Origin of the sequence: Dermacoccus nishinomiyaensis, from assembly GCF_900447535.1 — a bacterium.
Lineage (GTDB): Bacteria > Actinomycetota > Actinomycetes > Actinomycetales > Dermatophilaceae > Dermacoccus > Dermacoccus nishinomiyaensis.
Genome location: NZ_UFXX01000001.1, coordinates 861,404 through 876,212, shown reverse-complemented (window position 1 = coordinate 876,212; position 14,809 = coordinate 861,404). Strand labels below are relative to the sequence as shown.

Here is a 14,809-nt window from a genome sequence, read left to right as displayed (position 1 = left end):
TAGCACCACACGTCACGACTTACCCTGAAAAGCGTGACTGACGCACCGATCGGCATCTTCGACTCCGGCTACGGCGGTTTGACCGTGGCGCGCGCCGTGCTCGACCAGCTGCCGCACGAGAAGATCATCTACCTCGGCGACACCGCCCGCGCCCCCTACGGCCCGCGGCCCATCGCCGAGGTGCGGCAGTACGCCATCGAATGCCTGGATTCGCTCGTCGAACAGGGCGTCAAGGCCCTCGTCATCGCGTGCAACTCGGCGTCCGCAGCCGTCCTGCACGACGCGCGCGAGCGCTACGACGTGCCCGTCGTCGAGGTCATCCGCCCGGCGACGCGCCGTGCCGCCGCGGCGACGCGCAACAACCGCGTCGGCGTCATCTCGACGGAGGCGACGCACCAGAGTGGTGCCTACACCGACAGCTTCGCCGCCGCGCCGCAGGTCAAGATCTCGAGCGTCCCGTGCCCGCGGTTCGTGGAGTTCGTCGAGGCCGGCATCACCTCCGGCCCGGATCTGCTGACGGTCGCGCACAAGTACCTCGACGGCCTCGTCGACGAAGGCGTCGACACGCTCATCCTCGGCTGCACGCACTACCCGCTGCTGACCGGTGTCATCAGCTACGTCGTGGGCTCGACGGTGACGCTCGTGTCGTCGGCGGAGGAGACGGCGAAGGACGTCTACCGCGTGCTCGCCGACATCGGTCAGCTGCGCGATCCCGAGCTCGGCGCGACGCAGCACCAGTGGATGACGACGGGCGACCCGGCCGCGTTCGAGACCCTCGCGCGGCGCTTCCTCGGCCCCGAGGTGACCGCGGTGACGCGTGAGGCGGCGCTGTGAAACTGACCATCATCGGTTGCTCAGGCTCCTACCCGGGCCCTGAATCGCCCGCCTCCTGCTACCTCGTCGAGGCGGAGGCCGACGGCAGGCGCACCTCGGTGCTGCTCGACTTCGGCAACGGCTCGCTCGGCGCGCTGCAGCGCTACCGCGAGGTCGACGAGATCGACGCCGTCGTCATCAGCCACCTGCATCCGGACCACTGCCTCGATCTGTGCAGCTATTACGTCGTGCGCAACTACGACCCGCTCGGTCGTTTCGACGCCAAGTTGCCGGTGCACGCACCCGCGGGCGCACGCGAGCGCCTGACGCGCGCCTACGCCGTCGGCAAGCCCGAAGACCTGGGCACAGCCTTTGACTTCGTCGACCTCGTCGACCGTCAGACGTTCGAGATCGGCCCGCTGCGCATCACGCCGCACCTCGTCAACCACCCCGTCGAGGCGTACGGGCTCCGCGTCGAGGCCGATGGCGCCGTGCTCGCGTACACGGGTGACACGGACGCCTGCCCGGGACTCGTCGAGCTCGAGCGGGACGCCGACCTCGTCCTCACCGACTCGGCCTTCGTCGACGGTCGCGACGACGAGATGCGCGGCGTCCACCTCAGCGGCTCGCGCGCCGCGCAGACGGCCAAGGACGCGGGGGCGAAGCGGCTCATGCTCACCCACATCCCGACGTGGACGCCCGTCGAGGACTGCCTGCGGGATGCTCGCACCGTGTGGGAGGGCGACGTCGAGGTCGCCGTCGCGGGGGAGACCTACGAGCTCTGACGGGCGTCGCGCGCCGTCGACGGACGGCGTGCCGTCGCGCCAGGATGGCGGATGACTCACAGGTAGGGGTTTGCTGCATGCCTACCTGTGAGTTACGCGCCATCCTCGGGTGGCGCAGTGTCGCGCCGGCAGAACGACACCGGCTGACGGGGGCGCGCACCGGGGGCGGAGCAAATTCGCGTGCGCCTGCTCACGGTCGAATGCCAGGATGACGGCATGTCGACCGAGATTCGCTACCCCCGCCCGCTGCGTCCCGGTGACACGGTTGCGGTGACTGCCCCGTCGGCGCCGGTTCGACCCGAACACGAGGCACGGCTGACTTTTGTCACTGACTGGCTGCGTGGCCGCGGTTTCGAGGTGGTCCTCGGCGAGTGCCTGATCGGTGACGGCATCACGAGCGGCTCCGCGCGTGCACGGGCCGATGAGTTCAACGCGTTCGTCCGCGACCAAGCGGTGCGCGCCGTCGTCCCGCCGTGGGGCGGGGAGCTGGCCATCGACCTCGTCGACCTGCTCGACCACGACGCGCTGCGAGCGGACCCTACCTGGGTCGTCGGGTGGAGCGACATCTCGACGCTGCTGCTCCCGCTGACGCTGCGCTCCGGCGTCGCGACGATGCATGGCCAGAACCTCATGGACGCGCCGTACGAACTGCCGCAGGGCACCGCGCACTGGCTCGACGTCGCCGCGATGCCGGCCGGGGCGTCTTTCGTCCAAGAGGACCCACGCGTGCGTCGGCGCGGTGGTTCGACGACTGGGAGCGTCACCCCTGCGCCGATCGCATGGATCTGAGCGAGCCCACGTCGTGGCGGGTTCTCGCGGGCCGGTCACGGGTCGACGTCTCCGGGCGTCTCATCGGCGGGTGCCTCGACGTCGTGTGCCATCTCGCGGGCACCCCGTACGGCGACGTGCGCCGCTTCGCTCGTGACCACGAGGATGACGGCGTCATCGTCTACCTCGAGAACTGCGAGGCACCCTCGCTCGATGCTGCGCGCATGCTCCACGGGCTGCGCCTCGCCGGGTGGTTCGAGGGGGCATCAGCGGTGCTCATCGGCCGGACCGGTGCGCCGGAACGAGCCGGTCTGACGCAGGACGACGCGATCCTCGATGCGCTGGGGAGCCTCAACGTGCCGATCGTCGCCGATGTCGACTTCGGTCACGTGCCACCCGGCAACGTCCTCATCAACGGATCCCTCGCGCACGTCGTCGTCGACGGGGCACGCCACGAGATTCGTCAGACCTTCGTGTGATGCCCGGCGAGCCGGTGCCGGCACGCACTAGCCGGCGTTCACCTGGCGCTCCTAGCGTGTGAGCCCCCACAGGATGGCGGGTCCACGGCCGTCAGGCGAGCGCGAGCGGCATCTCCAGGCTGCGGTGCCGCTCAGCAGGCCTCGCCGCACTCGATAGGCTGACGCCATGACTGACGCAGCCACGCCCACCCCCCGCCACGACGGCCGCACCCCCGATCAGTTGCGCGAGGTGCGCATCACCCGCAACTGGCTCGATCATGCCGAGGGCAGCTGCCTCGTCGAGTTCGGTCGCACGCGCGTGCTGTGCGCTGCGTCGTTCACCGAGGGCGTGCCGCGCTGGCTCAAGGGCCAGGGCACCGGCTGGGTGACGAGCGAGTACGAGATGCTGCCGCGCTCGACGAACACCCGCAGCGACCGCGAAGCGCGCAAGGGCAAGGTCGGTGGCCGCACCCACGAGATCAGCCGCCTCATCGGGCGTAGCCTGCGCGCCGTCATCGACACGAAGGCGCTGGGGGAGAACACGATCGTCATCGACTGCGACGTCCTGCAGGCCGACGGCGGCACGCGCACCGCGTCGATCACCGGCGCGTACGTAGCGCTCGCGGATGCCATCGCCGACGCTCAGGCGCGCGGTCTCATCGCGAAGAAGGCGAAGCCGCTGACGGATTCGGTCGCCGCGATCAGCGTCGGCATCGTCGCCGGTCAGCCGGTGCTCGACCTCGACTACCCCGAGGACTCGACGGCGGAGACCGACATGAACGTCGTCATGACGGGTTCGGGCGGCATCGTCGAGGTGCAGGGCACCGCCGAGGGTGCGCCGTTCAGCCGTGACGAGCTCAACGCCCTGCTCGACCTCGCCGCCGACGGCATCGCCGACCTGACGACGAAGCAGCGCGACGCTCTCGCCGCCGACGCTCGCGAGCGCCTGCAGTGAGCGACGCTCGCCCCGCCGAGGCACGTACCCGCGTCGTGCTCGCGACCCGCAACGCCGGCAAGATCGCGGATTTCCAGCACCTGCTCGACGCAGCGCAGCTGCCCATCGACGTCGTGAGCGTCGGCGAGTTCGCCGACCTGGCCGACACCGTCGAGACGGGTGTGACGTTCGAGGAGAACGCGCGCCTCAAGGCCGATGACGTCGCGCGCGCGACAGGTCTGCCGGCGCTCGCCGACGACTCGGGGCTTGCCGTCGACGTCCTCGGTGGCTGTCCGGGCGTGTTCTCGGCACGCTGGTCGGGCACGCATGGCGCGGATCAGGCGAACATCGACCTGCTGCTCGCCCAGACCGGCGACGTGCCCGCCGACGAGCTCACCGCGCGCTTCATGTGCTGCGTGGCGCTCGCAGTTCCCGACGAGTCGACGCAGGTGGAGTTCGGCCACGTCGAAGGGCGCCTGACGCGCGATCAGCGTGGTATGAACGGGTTCGGCTACGACCCGATCTTCGAACTGCCCGACGGCCGGACGATGGCCGAACTCACCGCGGACGAGAAGGCTGCCATCAGCCATCGCGGGCGAGCTTTCCGCGCGATCCTGCCGCAGGTGGCGGCGCTCGTCTGAGGCTCAGCGGAGCTACTTCGCCGAGGTCGATGCCGTCGCCGACGTCGATGAAACCGACGCGGATGCTGACCGCGCACCAGATGGCGCTGCCTTCCACGGCAGCTGCACGGTCGTGCTCGTGAAGACCGCCTCCTGACCCAGTTCTCCCGTGGCCTGAGCGACGTCGAGCCCCCACGTCGTCGGGCGCTTGACGTTCGAGCAGGTGATCGTGAACAGCCGTTGCTGTGTCGGCGTCTTCACACCCGGGCGATGTTCGGGCGACAAGGCCGTCGTGCACTCAGGGAACTCATTCGTGTCCTGGGCCTCAGCGACGGCGAGCGTGAGTGCGGCATATTCGGTGGCCCACGCCGTCACCGTCACGTTCTCGCCCTGGTAGTGGGCGGACACGACCTGCGTGTCGACGGGCTGGTCGGCCTGGATCGGCGCGTCCGGATCTGTCTGCGGACTGCCCTGGGCCTTGGCATCGCCGAGCGCGAAGATCGCCGAGGTCGCGCCCGTGTGCGTGGCGTCGCCCCAGAGGCCGGAGATGGCAGGACGCTTCAGCGCGCCGGTGACGTGGCACGTCAGGGTCACGAGGTGGGTGACGTTCTTCAGGGCACCCTTGATCGGTGCAGACAGGGGTTTCTCCGAGGTCTTGCTGCACTGGGGATCAGCGTCACCTCCTGGGATGAGCTGCCCACCGCCCGCGGCTCGCGTGTCCTGAAGAACGAAGTCGGCCTCGGGCGCAGTCGCGAGCGTCAGGGCGTACGAGCCCCGGGTGTAGGTCGCCGAACGAACCCAGATCTGTGTCGGGACGAATTCGGGCGCATCGGTCGAACCTTCGGCGGGGACATCCGGATCCGTCGGGCCCGTGCCCTCGGGCAGATCGATGGTGGGGACGACGGAGGGCCGCGTCATGCGACTCGACGACGGGGACGCCGGGGTGATGGCCTGCGCGGAGCAGCCGGTGAGCGCGAGGAGCGTCGCGACCGCGATCGCGCGACGGGCGCGCTTCACGGCGTCGTGCCGACAGCCAGGGGGGTGGCGACGCTGGCTCCCGAGCCGCCGCCCGCGACGCGCACGATGAGGAGCGTCGCAGCATTCTGCTCGCCCGGGCAGTGCAGCGAGTACGTCGTCAGCATGCCCTGGACGCCCTTGGTTCCCGCGGTGCAGACGCCCCCCGCCGATGCTGACGGGGACATGCCGTTGGCACCCGGGGAGGTCGGGGCCAGAAAGAACGTGGCGCCGGGGCGCGTCGTGACGACCGCGTCGTACGCGCCGTTGGCGTACGTCACGGAGGTGATCTCGACTCTGAACGCGCCGGACGACGACGGCGCCGGGCTGGTCGGGGAGGGGGCCGTGGTGCTCGAGGCGCCGGCGCTCGTTGCGCTCGAGGATGCGCCGTTCGTGCCGCTGGCACTCGATGACGGCGCTGCCGACGACGACCCGCTCGCAGGAGCCGAGGCGGTGGACGATGGGGGCGTGGACGCCGCCGACACTGAGGCCGACGTCGACGCTGATGACGAGGCGTCACCGCTCGTCGACGATCCGCTCGAGCACCCGACGAGGGTGGTGAGGGCGCAGAGTGAGACTGCAGCCGTGATGGTGTGTCGCATGGCTTCCTCCGACGACGGGTGCGCCGGCCGGGACGAGCTGGGGCGTTCGTGCTCGGCTGGGGCGTCGTGACGTGCTGGGCTCACAGTAGAGCCGCCGCGACGTCAGGGGAGGGCGTTTTCGGTTGCGAATCGGTCTCGGTTGCCCGCGAGGTGAGGGAGCGGGCCAACCTGGGCGGGTCTTGGATCCGGGCGATGGCCGCTCGCCTGCCGAGTGGGGCCCGTCAACTCGAGCCCACCCGAGCACCGCACCCGACATGCGACGAGGACGGCCCCGCGTCTGCGAGTGCCGCCCTCGTCCTCGGTGCGCCTGGGGAGACTTGAACTCCCACGTCTAAGACACCAGAACCTAAATCTGGCGCGTCTGCCAATTCCGCCACAGGCGCAGCGCCGACGATCCTACGTCACGTCGTCCGAGCCCATGCCGACGCCGACGCTTGCACAGGATGGCAGGTAACTCACGAGGAGGCGAGTCGTGACGGGCTTACACGTGAGTTGTCCGCCATCCTGCGTGGGGCAGAACCGCGGCGGGGCCGCGCCCACCCTGCGTCAGGGCGCGCTCAGGCTTCGAACTTCAGGGCCTTCTTCAGTGACGCGACGTGTCCGGTGGCCTTGACGTTGTAGCGCGCGAGCTCGATGACGCCGTTCTCGTCGATGACGAACGTCGAACGGATGACGCCGACGACGGGCTTTCCGTACAGCTTCTTCTCGCCGTAGGCGCCGTACGCCTCGAGTGTCGTCTTCGACTCGTCCGACAGCAGCGGGTACGTCAGCTGCTCCTTCTCGACGAACGTCGCGAGCCTGGCGGGCGCGTCGGGGCTGATGCCGATGACCTCGTAGCCCGCGGCCTGCAGCGGTGCGAGCGAGTCGCGGAAGTCGCAGGCCTCCGTGGTGCATCCTGGCGTCATCGCGGCGGGGTAGAAGAAGATGATGAGTTTGCGGCCGGCGTAGTCGCCAAGGCAGATCTGGGTGCCGGCGTCACTCGTCAGCGTGAAGTCGGGGGCGCGTGTACCAGCTTCGAGGCGTGCCATGGGTGAAGTCCTCCTGAGCGAATCCGTCTGGTGCGTTAACCTTTGAGTCAAGATCCTAGTTTTCCGCATGTGGCAAGGAGACCCACCATGGCACCCAAGACGGCCAAGCAGATCGAAGCTGAGCTCGCCGCGTCGCGTTCGCGCCTCGCCGGCACGATCGACGAGCTCGCGTTCCGCGCGCAGCCGAAGGAGATCGCCAAGCGTCAGACCGAGAGCGCTCGCCTCGCGCTGACCGACGCGACCCGCACTGCTGACGGCGACCTGCGCTCCGACCGTGTCGCGATGGGTCTCGGCGGCCTCGGTGGGCTGCTCGTGCTCGTCGGCCTCGCGAAGCGCCTTCGATCCTGACACTGGGCGCCCCACGGCGCCCCCCGACGTGGCCCGTTCGTCCCGCGACGAGCGGGCCACGCGTGTTTCTCCGAGCCGTCGCGACGGGGGAGGCGCAGGCGCTGACACGAATTTGGCCTCGCACCTGCCGTTCATGTAGTGTTTCTCCTCGTTGCGCCAATAGCTCAATTGGCAGAGCAGCTGACTCTTAATCAGCGGGTTCGGGGTTCGAGTCCCTGTTGGCGCACCACTCCGGAGAAGGTCCACCGTTCACGGTGGGCCTTCTCGCATGCTCGGGTTCGAGTGCCCCGGCTCGTGAGGCGCCTGTGCCGGGTCGGGCATCAACCGCAAGGTGATGGCGGCCCGGGGCGCCCCGTGAAAGGGTTGAGGCGACAGTGAACGCCGTCAACGCAGGGAGGCAACCATGCCCGGTGAGAACGACAACAACGCCACGTCCGCGAACGAGGAGAACACGACGCGAGACGAGCAGAGCGACGCCGAGAAGGAGATGGGGGTGCCGGCCCACGAGCTGAACTCGCAGGCGGACGTCATCTCCACCGACGACGCCGACTGAGCGTTCCCGTCGCCGATGATCGTCGAACCGACCTGGCGTGACGTCGTGTCGCAGTCAAGGCGCACGGCGAAGGGCCGGTGAACACGTGTTCACCGGCCCTTCGACACCGCGGCGCCGACGTCGAACGTCGTTCGGCTGTAACGGCTTTTCTGGTGCGCCAACAGGGACTCGAACCCCGAACCCGCTGATTAAGAGTCAGCTGCTCTGCCAATTGAGCTATTGGCGCAACGAGAAAGAACTATAGACGACAGCGGCACTTCGGGCCAACTTCGAGCCGCGCCTCGCGTGCGGCGCAACACGATACGCCTCCGACGCGCCCAGCGGGGGATGGGACGCGGCGCGATCGGGGCGATAGATTCGAGACAGAACAGTTCTGACCACAACACACCGGAGACGACTCATGACGAGCCTTCCTGAAGCCGGAGTGGAGCGCCCGTACGGCGATCCGCCGAAGCTCGACGCCAAACCCGACTACAAGGTCGCGTTCAAGCGCGCTGCGGCCAAGTTCTCGCAGGACCAGTGCACCGACTTGGCCGCGTCGCTCACCTACTACTCGGTGCAGGCGATGTTCCCCGCCATCATTGCGGCGGTCTCGACGATCGGGCTGTTCGGCAACGGGCAGAAGACGACGGACAGCGTCATCGAAGCCATCGCGGAGATCGTCGGCAAGAACAAGGACGACATCCCCGAGGGGTTCACGACCTTCATCAACAACTTGCAGGGCGGCGGCGCCGGCCTCGCCTTCATCCTCGGCATCCTGCTGTCGCTGTGGTCGGCGTCGGGCTACGTCAACGCCTTCTCGCGCATGAGCAACCGTATCTACGACGTTGCCGAGGGCCGCCCCGTCTTCAAGCTGCGGCTGTGGCTCTACTTCGTGACGATCGTGGCGTTCGTCCTCGCGATCCTCGCCGCGTTCTCGCTCGTCGTCTCGGGTGGCATCGCGGAGCAGATCTTCGACTCCGTCGGTCTCGGCACGCAGGCTGCGACGGTGTGGGACTGGGCGAAGGTGCCGTTCGTCATCGTCGTCGTCATCTTCATCATCTCGCTGCTGTTCTGGGGTACGCCGAACGTGAAGCGTCCCTTCAAGCAGGCGATGTTCAACCCGGGCGCCGTCCTCGCGTTCGTGATCTGGGCGATCGGGACGATCGCCTTCGCCTGGTACGTGTCCAACATGGGCAACTACGGCAAGACGTACGGCCCGATGGCGACGCCGATCATCCTGCTGCTGTGGCTGTGGATCACGAACCTCGCCATGCTCTTCGGTGCGGAGTTCGACTCCGAGACGTTGCGCACGCGCCAGTTGAAGACCGGCTACCCGGCCGAAGAGCTCATCCTCCTGCCCGTGCGTGATGAGAAGGGCATCGACAAGAAGGCAGAGAAGTACGACGCGCTCGTCGAGCAGGCCCACCCCCTGCGCCTGTCGTCCGGCGTGCCGGACGAGGCCGTCCGCACGATGCTGCCCGAGGCTCCCAAGGAGCGTTCCGACGAGCGCACGATGGCCGCTCAGGCCGGCTCGAGCGAGAAGCGTCCGACGCGTCCGCAGTCGAAGACGCAGGAAGCGGCTCCGGCGCTCGCCGCGGCCACGAAGGACGAGGCCCCCGACCTCGCGGACGGCTCCGGCGTCTCACGCGCGGACGGCGTGACGCGTCGTCGCGCCACGGACGACGCCGCGGAGCGCGAGGCGGCGGAGATCGCCGAGGCGCGCGAGGTGCGTCGCCGTCGTGCGCTCGCCGAGAGCCGCCACAAGCGTGAGGAGCGGGAGCGTCGTGACGCGCAGCGTCACAAGGTCGAGGCCGAGCAGAAGAAGGCGGAGGCCGAGCGCGCGAAGGAGCGCAAGAAGGCCGAGGCCGAGCGTCCGCTCGAGGAGAAGTGGGCCGAGGTCGAGAATGCCCGCAACCGCTACGAGCACCCGAACACGCGCGAGTACCGCGCCGTGACGGCGGAGCGCGAGGAGCGCCGTCGCCGTTGGTTCTCGAACACCACGGCGAACTGAGCACCTGTTCAGCGCGATTCGCCGCCGTGACGTTGCCGCCCCACCCCGCCGAGCGCGGGGTGGGGCGGCATCGTCATGGCGGGGGCGAGGCTCGCTAGGATGTTCGCCGTGACTGACAACGACCGCGCCCACACCGACCGCATCGTCTGGATCGACTGCGAGATGACGGGCCTCGACCTGGAGAACGACGCCCTCATCGAGGTAGCCGCGCTCGTCACCGACTTCGAGCTGAACCAGCTGGGTGACGGCGTCGACGTCGTCATCAAGCCCGAGCCGGCAGCCCTCGAGCAGATGGGTGACTTTGTGCGCGACATGCACACCAGGTCCGGGCTGCTCGCCGAGCTCGACGAAGGGGTCAGCATGGAGGAAGCGCAGGCGCTCGTGCTCGAGTACGTCATGCAGCATGCGCCCGAGGCGGGGAAGGCGCCGCTCGGTGGCAACACGGTCTCGACCGACCGCGGCTTCCTCGAGCGCGACATGCCGCAGCTCGCGGGGCACCTGCACTACCGCACGATCGACGTGTCGTCGATCAAGGAACTTTCGCGGCGTTGGTACCCCCGCGCCTACTTCAACGCGCCCGCCAAGCACGGCGGCCACCGCGCCCTCGCCGACATCCGCGAGTCGATCGCGGAGCTGCGTTACTATCGCGAGGCTGTCTTCGTGCCCGCTCCCGGCCCGACGTCGAACGAGGCGCAGGTCATCGCCAAGCGCTACGAGGTTGGCCCCTGACGCCGGACGCGTCCCTGATTGGGCGCGGCGGCCCTGTTTCGGGTATATTCGTCCGCGCTGCCTGACACGGTGACGTGGACGGCGCATGGTGGGTATAGCTCAGCAGGTAGAGCACCTGGTTGTGGTCCAGGATGTCGCGGGTTCAAGTCCCGTTACTCACCCCAAGCAAGTGGCCCCCAGAGCGATCTGGGGGTTTTCTTGTTTACCCGCTCTCGGCGGGTGAGTCCCTGTAGCTCAGCTGGATAGAGCAAGAGCCTTCTAATCTCTAGGTCGCGAGTTCGAATCTCGCCGGGGGCACCGAAGCGGCTCGACCGCGGCGTGCGCTGCGCTGCCGTGCTAAGGCGACGCCATGTCGTCGCGCGCCGATGTCACGCCCATGTCTCGCTCATGACGCCCCTGCTCCGCGCGCTGAGCCGCCCGCCTCCGCCACATCGGGGTCGTGGGCCCCACATCACCTCCTCGCGACGCGAATCACGTCACATCACCATGCCCTCATGCACCCCGATGCACTCTCAGACTCCTCCATGCTTTAGGTTTGCCTTACCTAAACGTTTGGCTGTGAGGAGTGCGTGGTGTTCGGCAACTATCTGGTCGGGCTTCGAGAGGGGCTGGAGGCGTCGCTCGTCGTCGTCATCCTCGTGGCCTACCTGGTGAAGTCGGGTCGGCGCCACCTGCTCGGGCGCATCTGGCTCGGCGTCGCCGCCGCCATCGCGATCTCCCTCGCCTTCGGCGCCGCCCTCACGTACGGCCCCCGCGGCCTGACGTTCGAGGCCCAGGAGGCAATCGGTGGCACGCTGTCGATCGTCGCCGTCGGCTTCGTCACCTGGATGATCTTCTGGATGGCACGCTCCGCCCGCAGCCTGTCGGGCGATCTGAAGAGCCACGTCGACCGCGCCGCGGACGCCTCGCGCGCCTCCCTCGTCGTCGTGGCGATGCTCGCCGTCGGCCGTGAGGGCCTCGAGACGGCCCTGTTCCTGTGGGCAGCCACGCAGGCTGCGAGCTCGGGGGAGGGCTCGTCGAGCGCGCCGCTCATCGGCGCCGGGCTCGGCCTGCTGACGGCCGTCGTCATCGCCTGCCTCCTCTACCGCGGTGCGCTGTCGCTCAACCTGTCGAAGTTCTTCACCTGGACCGGCGGCTTCCTCATCTTCGTCGCGGCCGGCGTCCTCGCGTACGGCGTGCACGACCTGCAGGAGAGCGGTGTGCTGCCGGGCCTCAACTCCCTCGCGTTCGACGTCAGCGAACAGATCCCGCCGTCGTCGTGGATCGGCACGCTGCTCAAGGGCACGTTCAACTTCTCACCGGCGACGACGTGGTTCGAGCTCGCCGTCTGGGTTGCCTACATCGCGATCGTCCTGCCGATGTTCATCGTGCGCGTGCGCGCACCCCACCCCCCGAAGGCCTCGGGCTCCGCCGTGGCCACGAAGCAGAAGGCAACAGCATGATTCTCCCCACCCGCACCGCACGGGCATTCGCGTTCACCAGCATCGCCGGCTTGGCGCTCACCGGGTGCACGAGCAACTCGAAGGATTCCAAGGGCAACGGCAAGCTGACGGTCTCCTCCACGTCGAGCGAGTGCAAGGTCTCGGCCTCGGAGGCACCCTCGGGCACCCTGTCGTTCAGCGTCAAGAACGACGGCGACAAGGTCACCGAGTTCTACCTGCTCGGTTCGGACCGCCTCCGCATCGTCGGCGAGGTCGAGAACATCGCACCGGGCCTGACGCGTGAACTCGTCGTCAAGGCCGCGCCGGGCACGTACTACACGGCCTGCAAGCCGGGCATGGTCGGCAAGGGCATCCAGTCGAAGTTCACCGTCACCGACTCCGGCGCCGACCTCACACCGACGGGGGCCGACAAGGCGCTCGTCGACGAGGCCGACAAGCAGTACCAGGCCTACGTCAAGGATCAGGCGACGCAGCTGAGCGCGCAGACGACGACGTTCGTCAACCTCTACAAGAGCGGCAAGGACGCCGAGGCGCGCGCCCTCTACGCGAAGGCGCGCCTGCACTGGGAGCGCGTCGAGCCCGTCGCCGAGTCGTTCGGCGACCTCGACCCCAAGATGGACCTGCGCGAGGCCGACCTCGAGAAGGGCCAGGAGTGGACCGGCTGGCACCGCATCGAGAAGGATCTGTGGCCGCCGAAGTCGGGCTACACCGAGATGAGCAAGACCGAGCGCAACAAGATCGCCGACCAGCTCCTCAGCGATACCAAGACGTTCGAGACGCGCACCAAGACGACGACGTTCACCGCCGACAAGATCGCCAACGGCGCGAAGTCCCTCATGGACGAGGTCGCCACGGGCAAGGTCACCGGCGAGGAGGAGATCTGGTCGCACACCGACCTCTACGACTTCCAGGGCAACGTCGACGGCGCACGCATCGCGTGGGAGAACCTGCGTCCGCTGCTCAAGAAGAAGGACGCGAAGCTCGACACGTCGATCGCGACGAAGTTCGCGGCGCTGCAGAAGTTGCTCGACAAGCACCGCGTCTCCGGTTCCGGAGACGACGCCGTCTTCAAGAGCTACGACAAGCTGTCGAAGGCCGAGGTCAAGGAACTCTCCGACGCGGTCAACGCGCTCAGCGAACCGCTGTCGAAGCTGACGGCGACCGTCACGTCCTGACACCGGCGTCGAAGCGCCCTACCCTGGGTGGGGCGCTTCGACGGTGGTCGTCACGACGATCGCAGCGACCGGATCCGCGTCAGAGCGGATCGACACGACGTGCAGAAGGATGGGTGAAGTGACGCAGCTGTCGCGCCGCGGGATGTTCGGTGTCGCAGGAGGCGGCGCAGCCGCAGGGCTGGCCGGATTCGCCGGGGGGTGGGGTGCCTCTCAGGCTTCCGCGAACCCGGCTCCCGACGCCTCGGCGCGCACCTACCCGTTCTTCGGCGCCCACCAGAGCGGCATCGTCACCCCGGCACAGGACCGGCTCTACTTCGCCGCGTTCGACGTCACCGCGAGCACCCGAGACGACCTCGAGACGCTCCTACGTGCCTGGAGTTCCGCCGCCGAACGCATGATGCGCGGGCTGCCGGCGTCGGACGAGGTGACGTCCTACGACGCCCCCCCGGCCGACACGGGTGAGGCCGACGGGCTCGGCGCGGCCGGCCTGACGATCACGTTCGGCTTCGGCCCCACCTTGTTCCGCACGAGCGACGGCAAGGATCGTTTCGGCCTGGCGAAGAAGCAGCCGAAGGAACTGCGCGAGCTGCCGCACTTCCCGGCCGACAAGCTCGACCCGCATCGAAGCGGCGGTGACCTCTGCGTCCAGGCCTGCGCCGACGACCCGCAGATCGCCGTCCACGCCATCCGCAACCTCACCCGCATCGCCTTCGGCCTCGCCGCGCTGCGCTGGGCGCAGCTCGGCTTCGGTCGCACCAGCTCGACGTCGACGGCGCAGGCGACGCCGCGCAACCTGTTCGGGTTCAAGGACGGCACGGCCAACATCAAGGCCGAGTCGCAGGACGTCGTCGACGAGCACGTGTGGGTCTCGAAGGGCGACGACGCCGCAGCCGACTGGATGGCCGGCGGCTCGTATCTCGTGGCGCGCCGCATCACGATGCACCTCGAGACGTGGGATCGCACGAGCCTGCGCGAGCAAGAGACCCTCATCGGCCGCGACCGCGCCGAAGGAGCGCCGCTGTCGGGCGGCAAGGAGTTCGACGAACCACGCTTCGACGTCACCGGCCGCGAGAACAAGCCCCTCATCGCCAAGAACTCGCACGTCTTCCTCGCCCACCCGAAGAACAACAAGGGCGTCCAGATGCTGCGGCGCGGCTACAACTTCACCGACGGCAACGATGCGCTCGGTCGCCTCGACGCGGGGCTGTTCTTCCTCGCGTACGTGCGCCGCCCGTCGACGCAGTACATCCCGATGCAGATGCGCATGTCCCGCGAGGATGCCCTCATGGAATACCTGCAGCACACCGGATCCGGGCTGTTCGCCATTCCGCCGGGCGCGCGCGACGGTTCCTACGTCGGGCAGACGCTGCTCGAGGGCTGACGGCGCGGCGGCGCTCGAAGCGCTACGACGCTCAAAGGCGACGACGCTCGGAGGTAGCAGCGCGCGGGATGGCGACGTGGTCGGCAGGGCATCAGGCGTTGATGCCACAGCGCCGTCATGGCATCCGGGAACGGTCGATGCGCCGAGCGAGTTGAGCCGCACGCGC

At 68.5% G+C, this 14,809-nt stretch carries 17 protein-coding genes and 5 tRNA genes; 17 read left to right on the top strand and 5 right to left on the bottom strand.

Translation table 11 applies throughout. The annotated features are described in order from the left end of the window. Positions 1–33 precede the first annotated feature (33 nt). From murI to rdgB, 6 genes are all read left to right on the top strand, one after another. A complete protein-coding gene (murI, locus tag DYE07_RS04130; RefSeq protein WP_115296398.1) occupies positions 34–834 on the top strand; it encodes a glutamate racemase in 801 nt (266 codons plus the stop codon). Next, positions 831–1,598 carry an MBL fold metallo-hydrolase gene (locus DYE07_RS04125; protein ID WP_062257689.1) on the top strand — a complete coding sequence of 256 codons (768 nt, stop codon included), beginning with the start codon at positions 831–833 and terminating at the stop codon, positions 1,596–1,598. The genes murI and DYE07_RS04125 overlap by 4 nt, the downstream gene beginning before the upstream one ends. Positions 1,599–1,814: 216 nt before the next feature. Beyond that, positions 1,815–2,387, top strand: coding sequence for an LD-carboxypeptidase (locus DYE07_RS15065; RefSeq protein ID WP_237723937.1), 573 nt, complete (start codon positions 1,815–1,817; stop codon positions 2,385–2,387). After that, complete coding sequence (locus tag DYE07_RS15060; RefSeq protein WP_237723939.1) at positions 2,378–2,845, top strand: S66 peptidase family protein; 468 nt, start codon at positions 2,378–2,380, stop codon at positions 2,843–2,845. The genes DYE07_RS15065 and DYE07_RS15060 overlap by 10 nt, the downstream gene beginning before the upstream one ends. 166 nt (positions 2,846–3,011) lie before the next feature. Further along, complete coding sequence (gene rph, locus DYE07_RS04115) at positions 3,012–3,779, top strand: ribonuclease PH (protein WP_006945987.1); 768 nt, start codon at positions 3,012–3,014, stop codon at positions 3,777–3,779. Beyond that, a complete protein-coding gene (gene rdgB / locus DYE07_RS04110; RefSeq protein ID WP_074046187.1) occupies positions 3,776–4,399 on the top strand; it encodes an RdgB/HAM1 family non-canonical purine NTP pyrophosphatase in 624 nt (207 codons plus the stop codon). Before rph ends, rdgB begins: the two co-directional genes overlap by 4 nt. 12 nt (positions 4,400–4,411) lie before the next feature. Here the strand turns inward: rdgB and DYE07_RS04105 are convergent, their stop codons facing one another. Then, positions 4,412–5,395 carry a hypothetical protein gene (locus tag DYE07_RS04105; RefSeq protein WP_115296397.1) on the bottom strand — a complete coding sequence of 328 codons (984 nt, stop codon included), beginning with the start codon at positions 5,393–5,395 and terminating at the stop codon, positions 4,412–4,414. After that, positions 5,392–5,673 (bottom strand): hypothetical protein, encoded by a 282-nt coding sequence (locus tag DYE07_RS04100; RefSeq protein ID WP_006945861.1) that lies wholly within the window; start codon positions 5,671–5,673, stop codon positions 5,392–5,394. The genes DYE07_RS04105 and DYE07_RS04100 overlap by 4 nt, the downstream gene beginning before the upstream one ends. Before the next feature lie 4 nt (positions 5,674–5,677). On the opposite strand from DYE07_RS04100, the gene DYE07_RS04095 reads away from it, so the two are divergent. After that, positions 5,678–6,064: a hypothetical protein gene (locus tag DYE07_RS04095; RefSeq protein WP_144708082.1), complete on the top strand. Its 387-nt coding sequence runs from the start codon at positions 5,678–5,680 to the stop codon at positions 6,062–6,064. 232 nt (positions 6,065–6,296) lie between these two features. Here the strand turns inward: DYE07_RS04095 and DYE07_RS04090 are convergent. Together DYE07_RS04090 and bcp are read right to left on the bottom strand one after the other, a co-directional pair. Beyond that, positions 6,297–6,377: transfer RNA gene (locus DYE07_RS04090), tRNA-Leu, on the bottom strand. A gap of 174 nt (positions 6,378–6,551) precedes the next feature. Beyond that, a complete protein-coding gene (gene bcp, locus DYE07_RS04085) occupies positions 6,552–7,022 on the bottom strand; it encodes a thioredoxin-dependent thiol peroxidase (protein WP_062256415.1) in 471 nt (156 codons plus the stop codon). Between the two features lie 87 nt (positions 7,023–7,109). Here bcp and DYE07_RS04080 point away from each other — a divergent pair, with 87 nt between their 5' ends. From DYE07_RS04080 to DYE07_RS14640, 3 genes are all read left to right on the top strand, one after another. Continuing rightward, on the top strand, positions 7,110–7,370 hold the full coding sequence (locus tag DYE07_RS04080; protein ID WP_006946019.1) for a DUF3618 domain-containing protein: 261 nt from the start codon (positions 7,110–7,112) through the stop codon (positions 7,368–7,370). A 153-nt stretch (positions 7,371–7,523) separates the two neighbouring features. Beyond that, positions 7,524–7,599 (top strand) — tRNA-Lys (locus tag DYE07_RS04075). Positions 7,600–7,773: 174 nt separating this feature from the next. Then, entirely contained in the window at positions 7,774–7,923 is a 150-nt protein-coding gene (locus DYE07_RS14640; RefSeq protein WP_170957206.1) for a hypothetical protein, read from the top strand. A 150-nt stretch (positions 7,924–8,073) separates the two neighbouring features. On the opposite strand, the gene DYE07_RS04070 is transcribed toward DYE07_RS14640, so the two are convergent. Continuing rightward, positions 8,074–8,149, bottom strand: a tRNA-Lys gene (locus tag DYE07_RS04070). Between the two features lie 174 nt (positions 8,150–8,323). Between DYE07_RS04070 and DYE07_RS04065 the strand changes: the two genes are divergently transcribed. The 7 genes from DYE07_RS04065 (at position 8,324) to efeB (ending at position 14,643) form a co-directional block, all read left to right on the top strand. After that, on the top strand, positions 8,324–9,916 hold the full coding sequence (locus DYE07_RS04065) for a YihY/virulence factor BrkB family protein (protein WP_083607311.1): 1,593 nt from the start codon (positions 8,324–8,326) through the stop codon (positions 9,914–9,916). Between the two features lie 99 nt (positions 9,917–10,015). After that, positions 10,016–10,645 carry an oligoribonuclease gene (gene orn, locus DYE07_RS04060; protein ID WP_062258050.1) on the top strand — a complete coding sequence of 210 codons (630 nt, stop codon included), beginning with the start codon at positions 10,016–10,018 and terminating at the stop codon, positions 10,643–10,645. A gap of 88 nt (positions 10,646–10,733) precedes the next feature. Next, a tRNA-His gene (locus tag DYE07_RS04055) sits at positions 10,734–10,809 on the top strand. 59 nt (positions 10,810–10,868) lie between these two features. Further along, positions 10,869–10,942, top strand: a tRNA-Arg gene (locus DYE07_RS04050). A gap of 275 nt (positions 10,943–11,217) precedes the next feature. Then, positions 11,218–12,087 carry an iron uptake transporter permease EfeU gene (gene efeU / locus DYE07_RS04045; protein WP_062258054.1) on the top strand — a complete coding sequence of 290 codons (870 nt, stop codon included), beginning with the start codon at positions 11,218–11,220 and terminating at the stop codon, positions 12,085–12,087. Continuing rightward, a complete protein-coding gene (efeO, locus tag DYE07_RS04040) occupies positions 12,084–13,262 on the top strand; it encodes an iron uptake system protein EfeO (RefSeq protein ID WP_062258049.1) in 1,179 nt (392 codons plus the stop codon). The genes efeU and efeO overlap by 4 nt, the downstream gene beginning before the upstream one ends. A 109-nt stretch (positions 13,263–13,371) precedes the next feature. Next, positions 13,372–14,643 carry an iron uptake transporter deferrochelatase/peroxidase subunit gene (gene efeB / locus DYE07_RS04035; RefSeq protein ID WP_050786543.1) on the top strand — a complete coding sequence of 424 codons (1,272 nt, stop codon included), beginning with the start codon at positions 13,372–13,374 and terminating at the stop codon, positions 14,641–14,643. The last annotated feature ends 166 nt before the right edge of the window (positions 14,644–14,809 follow it).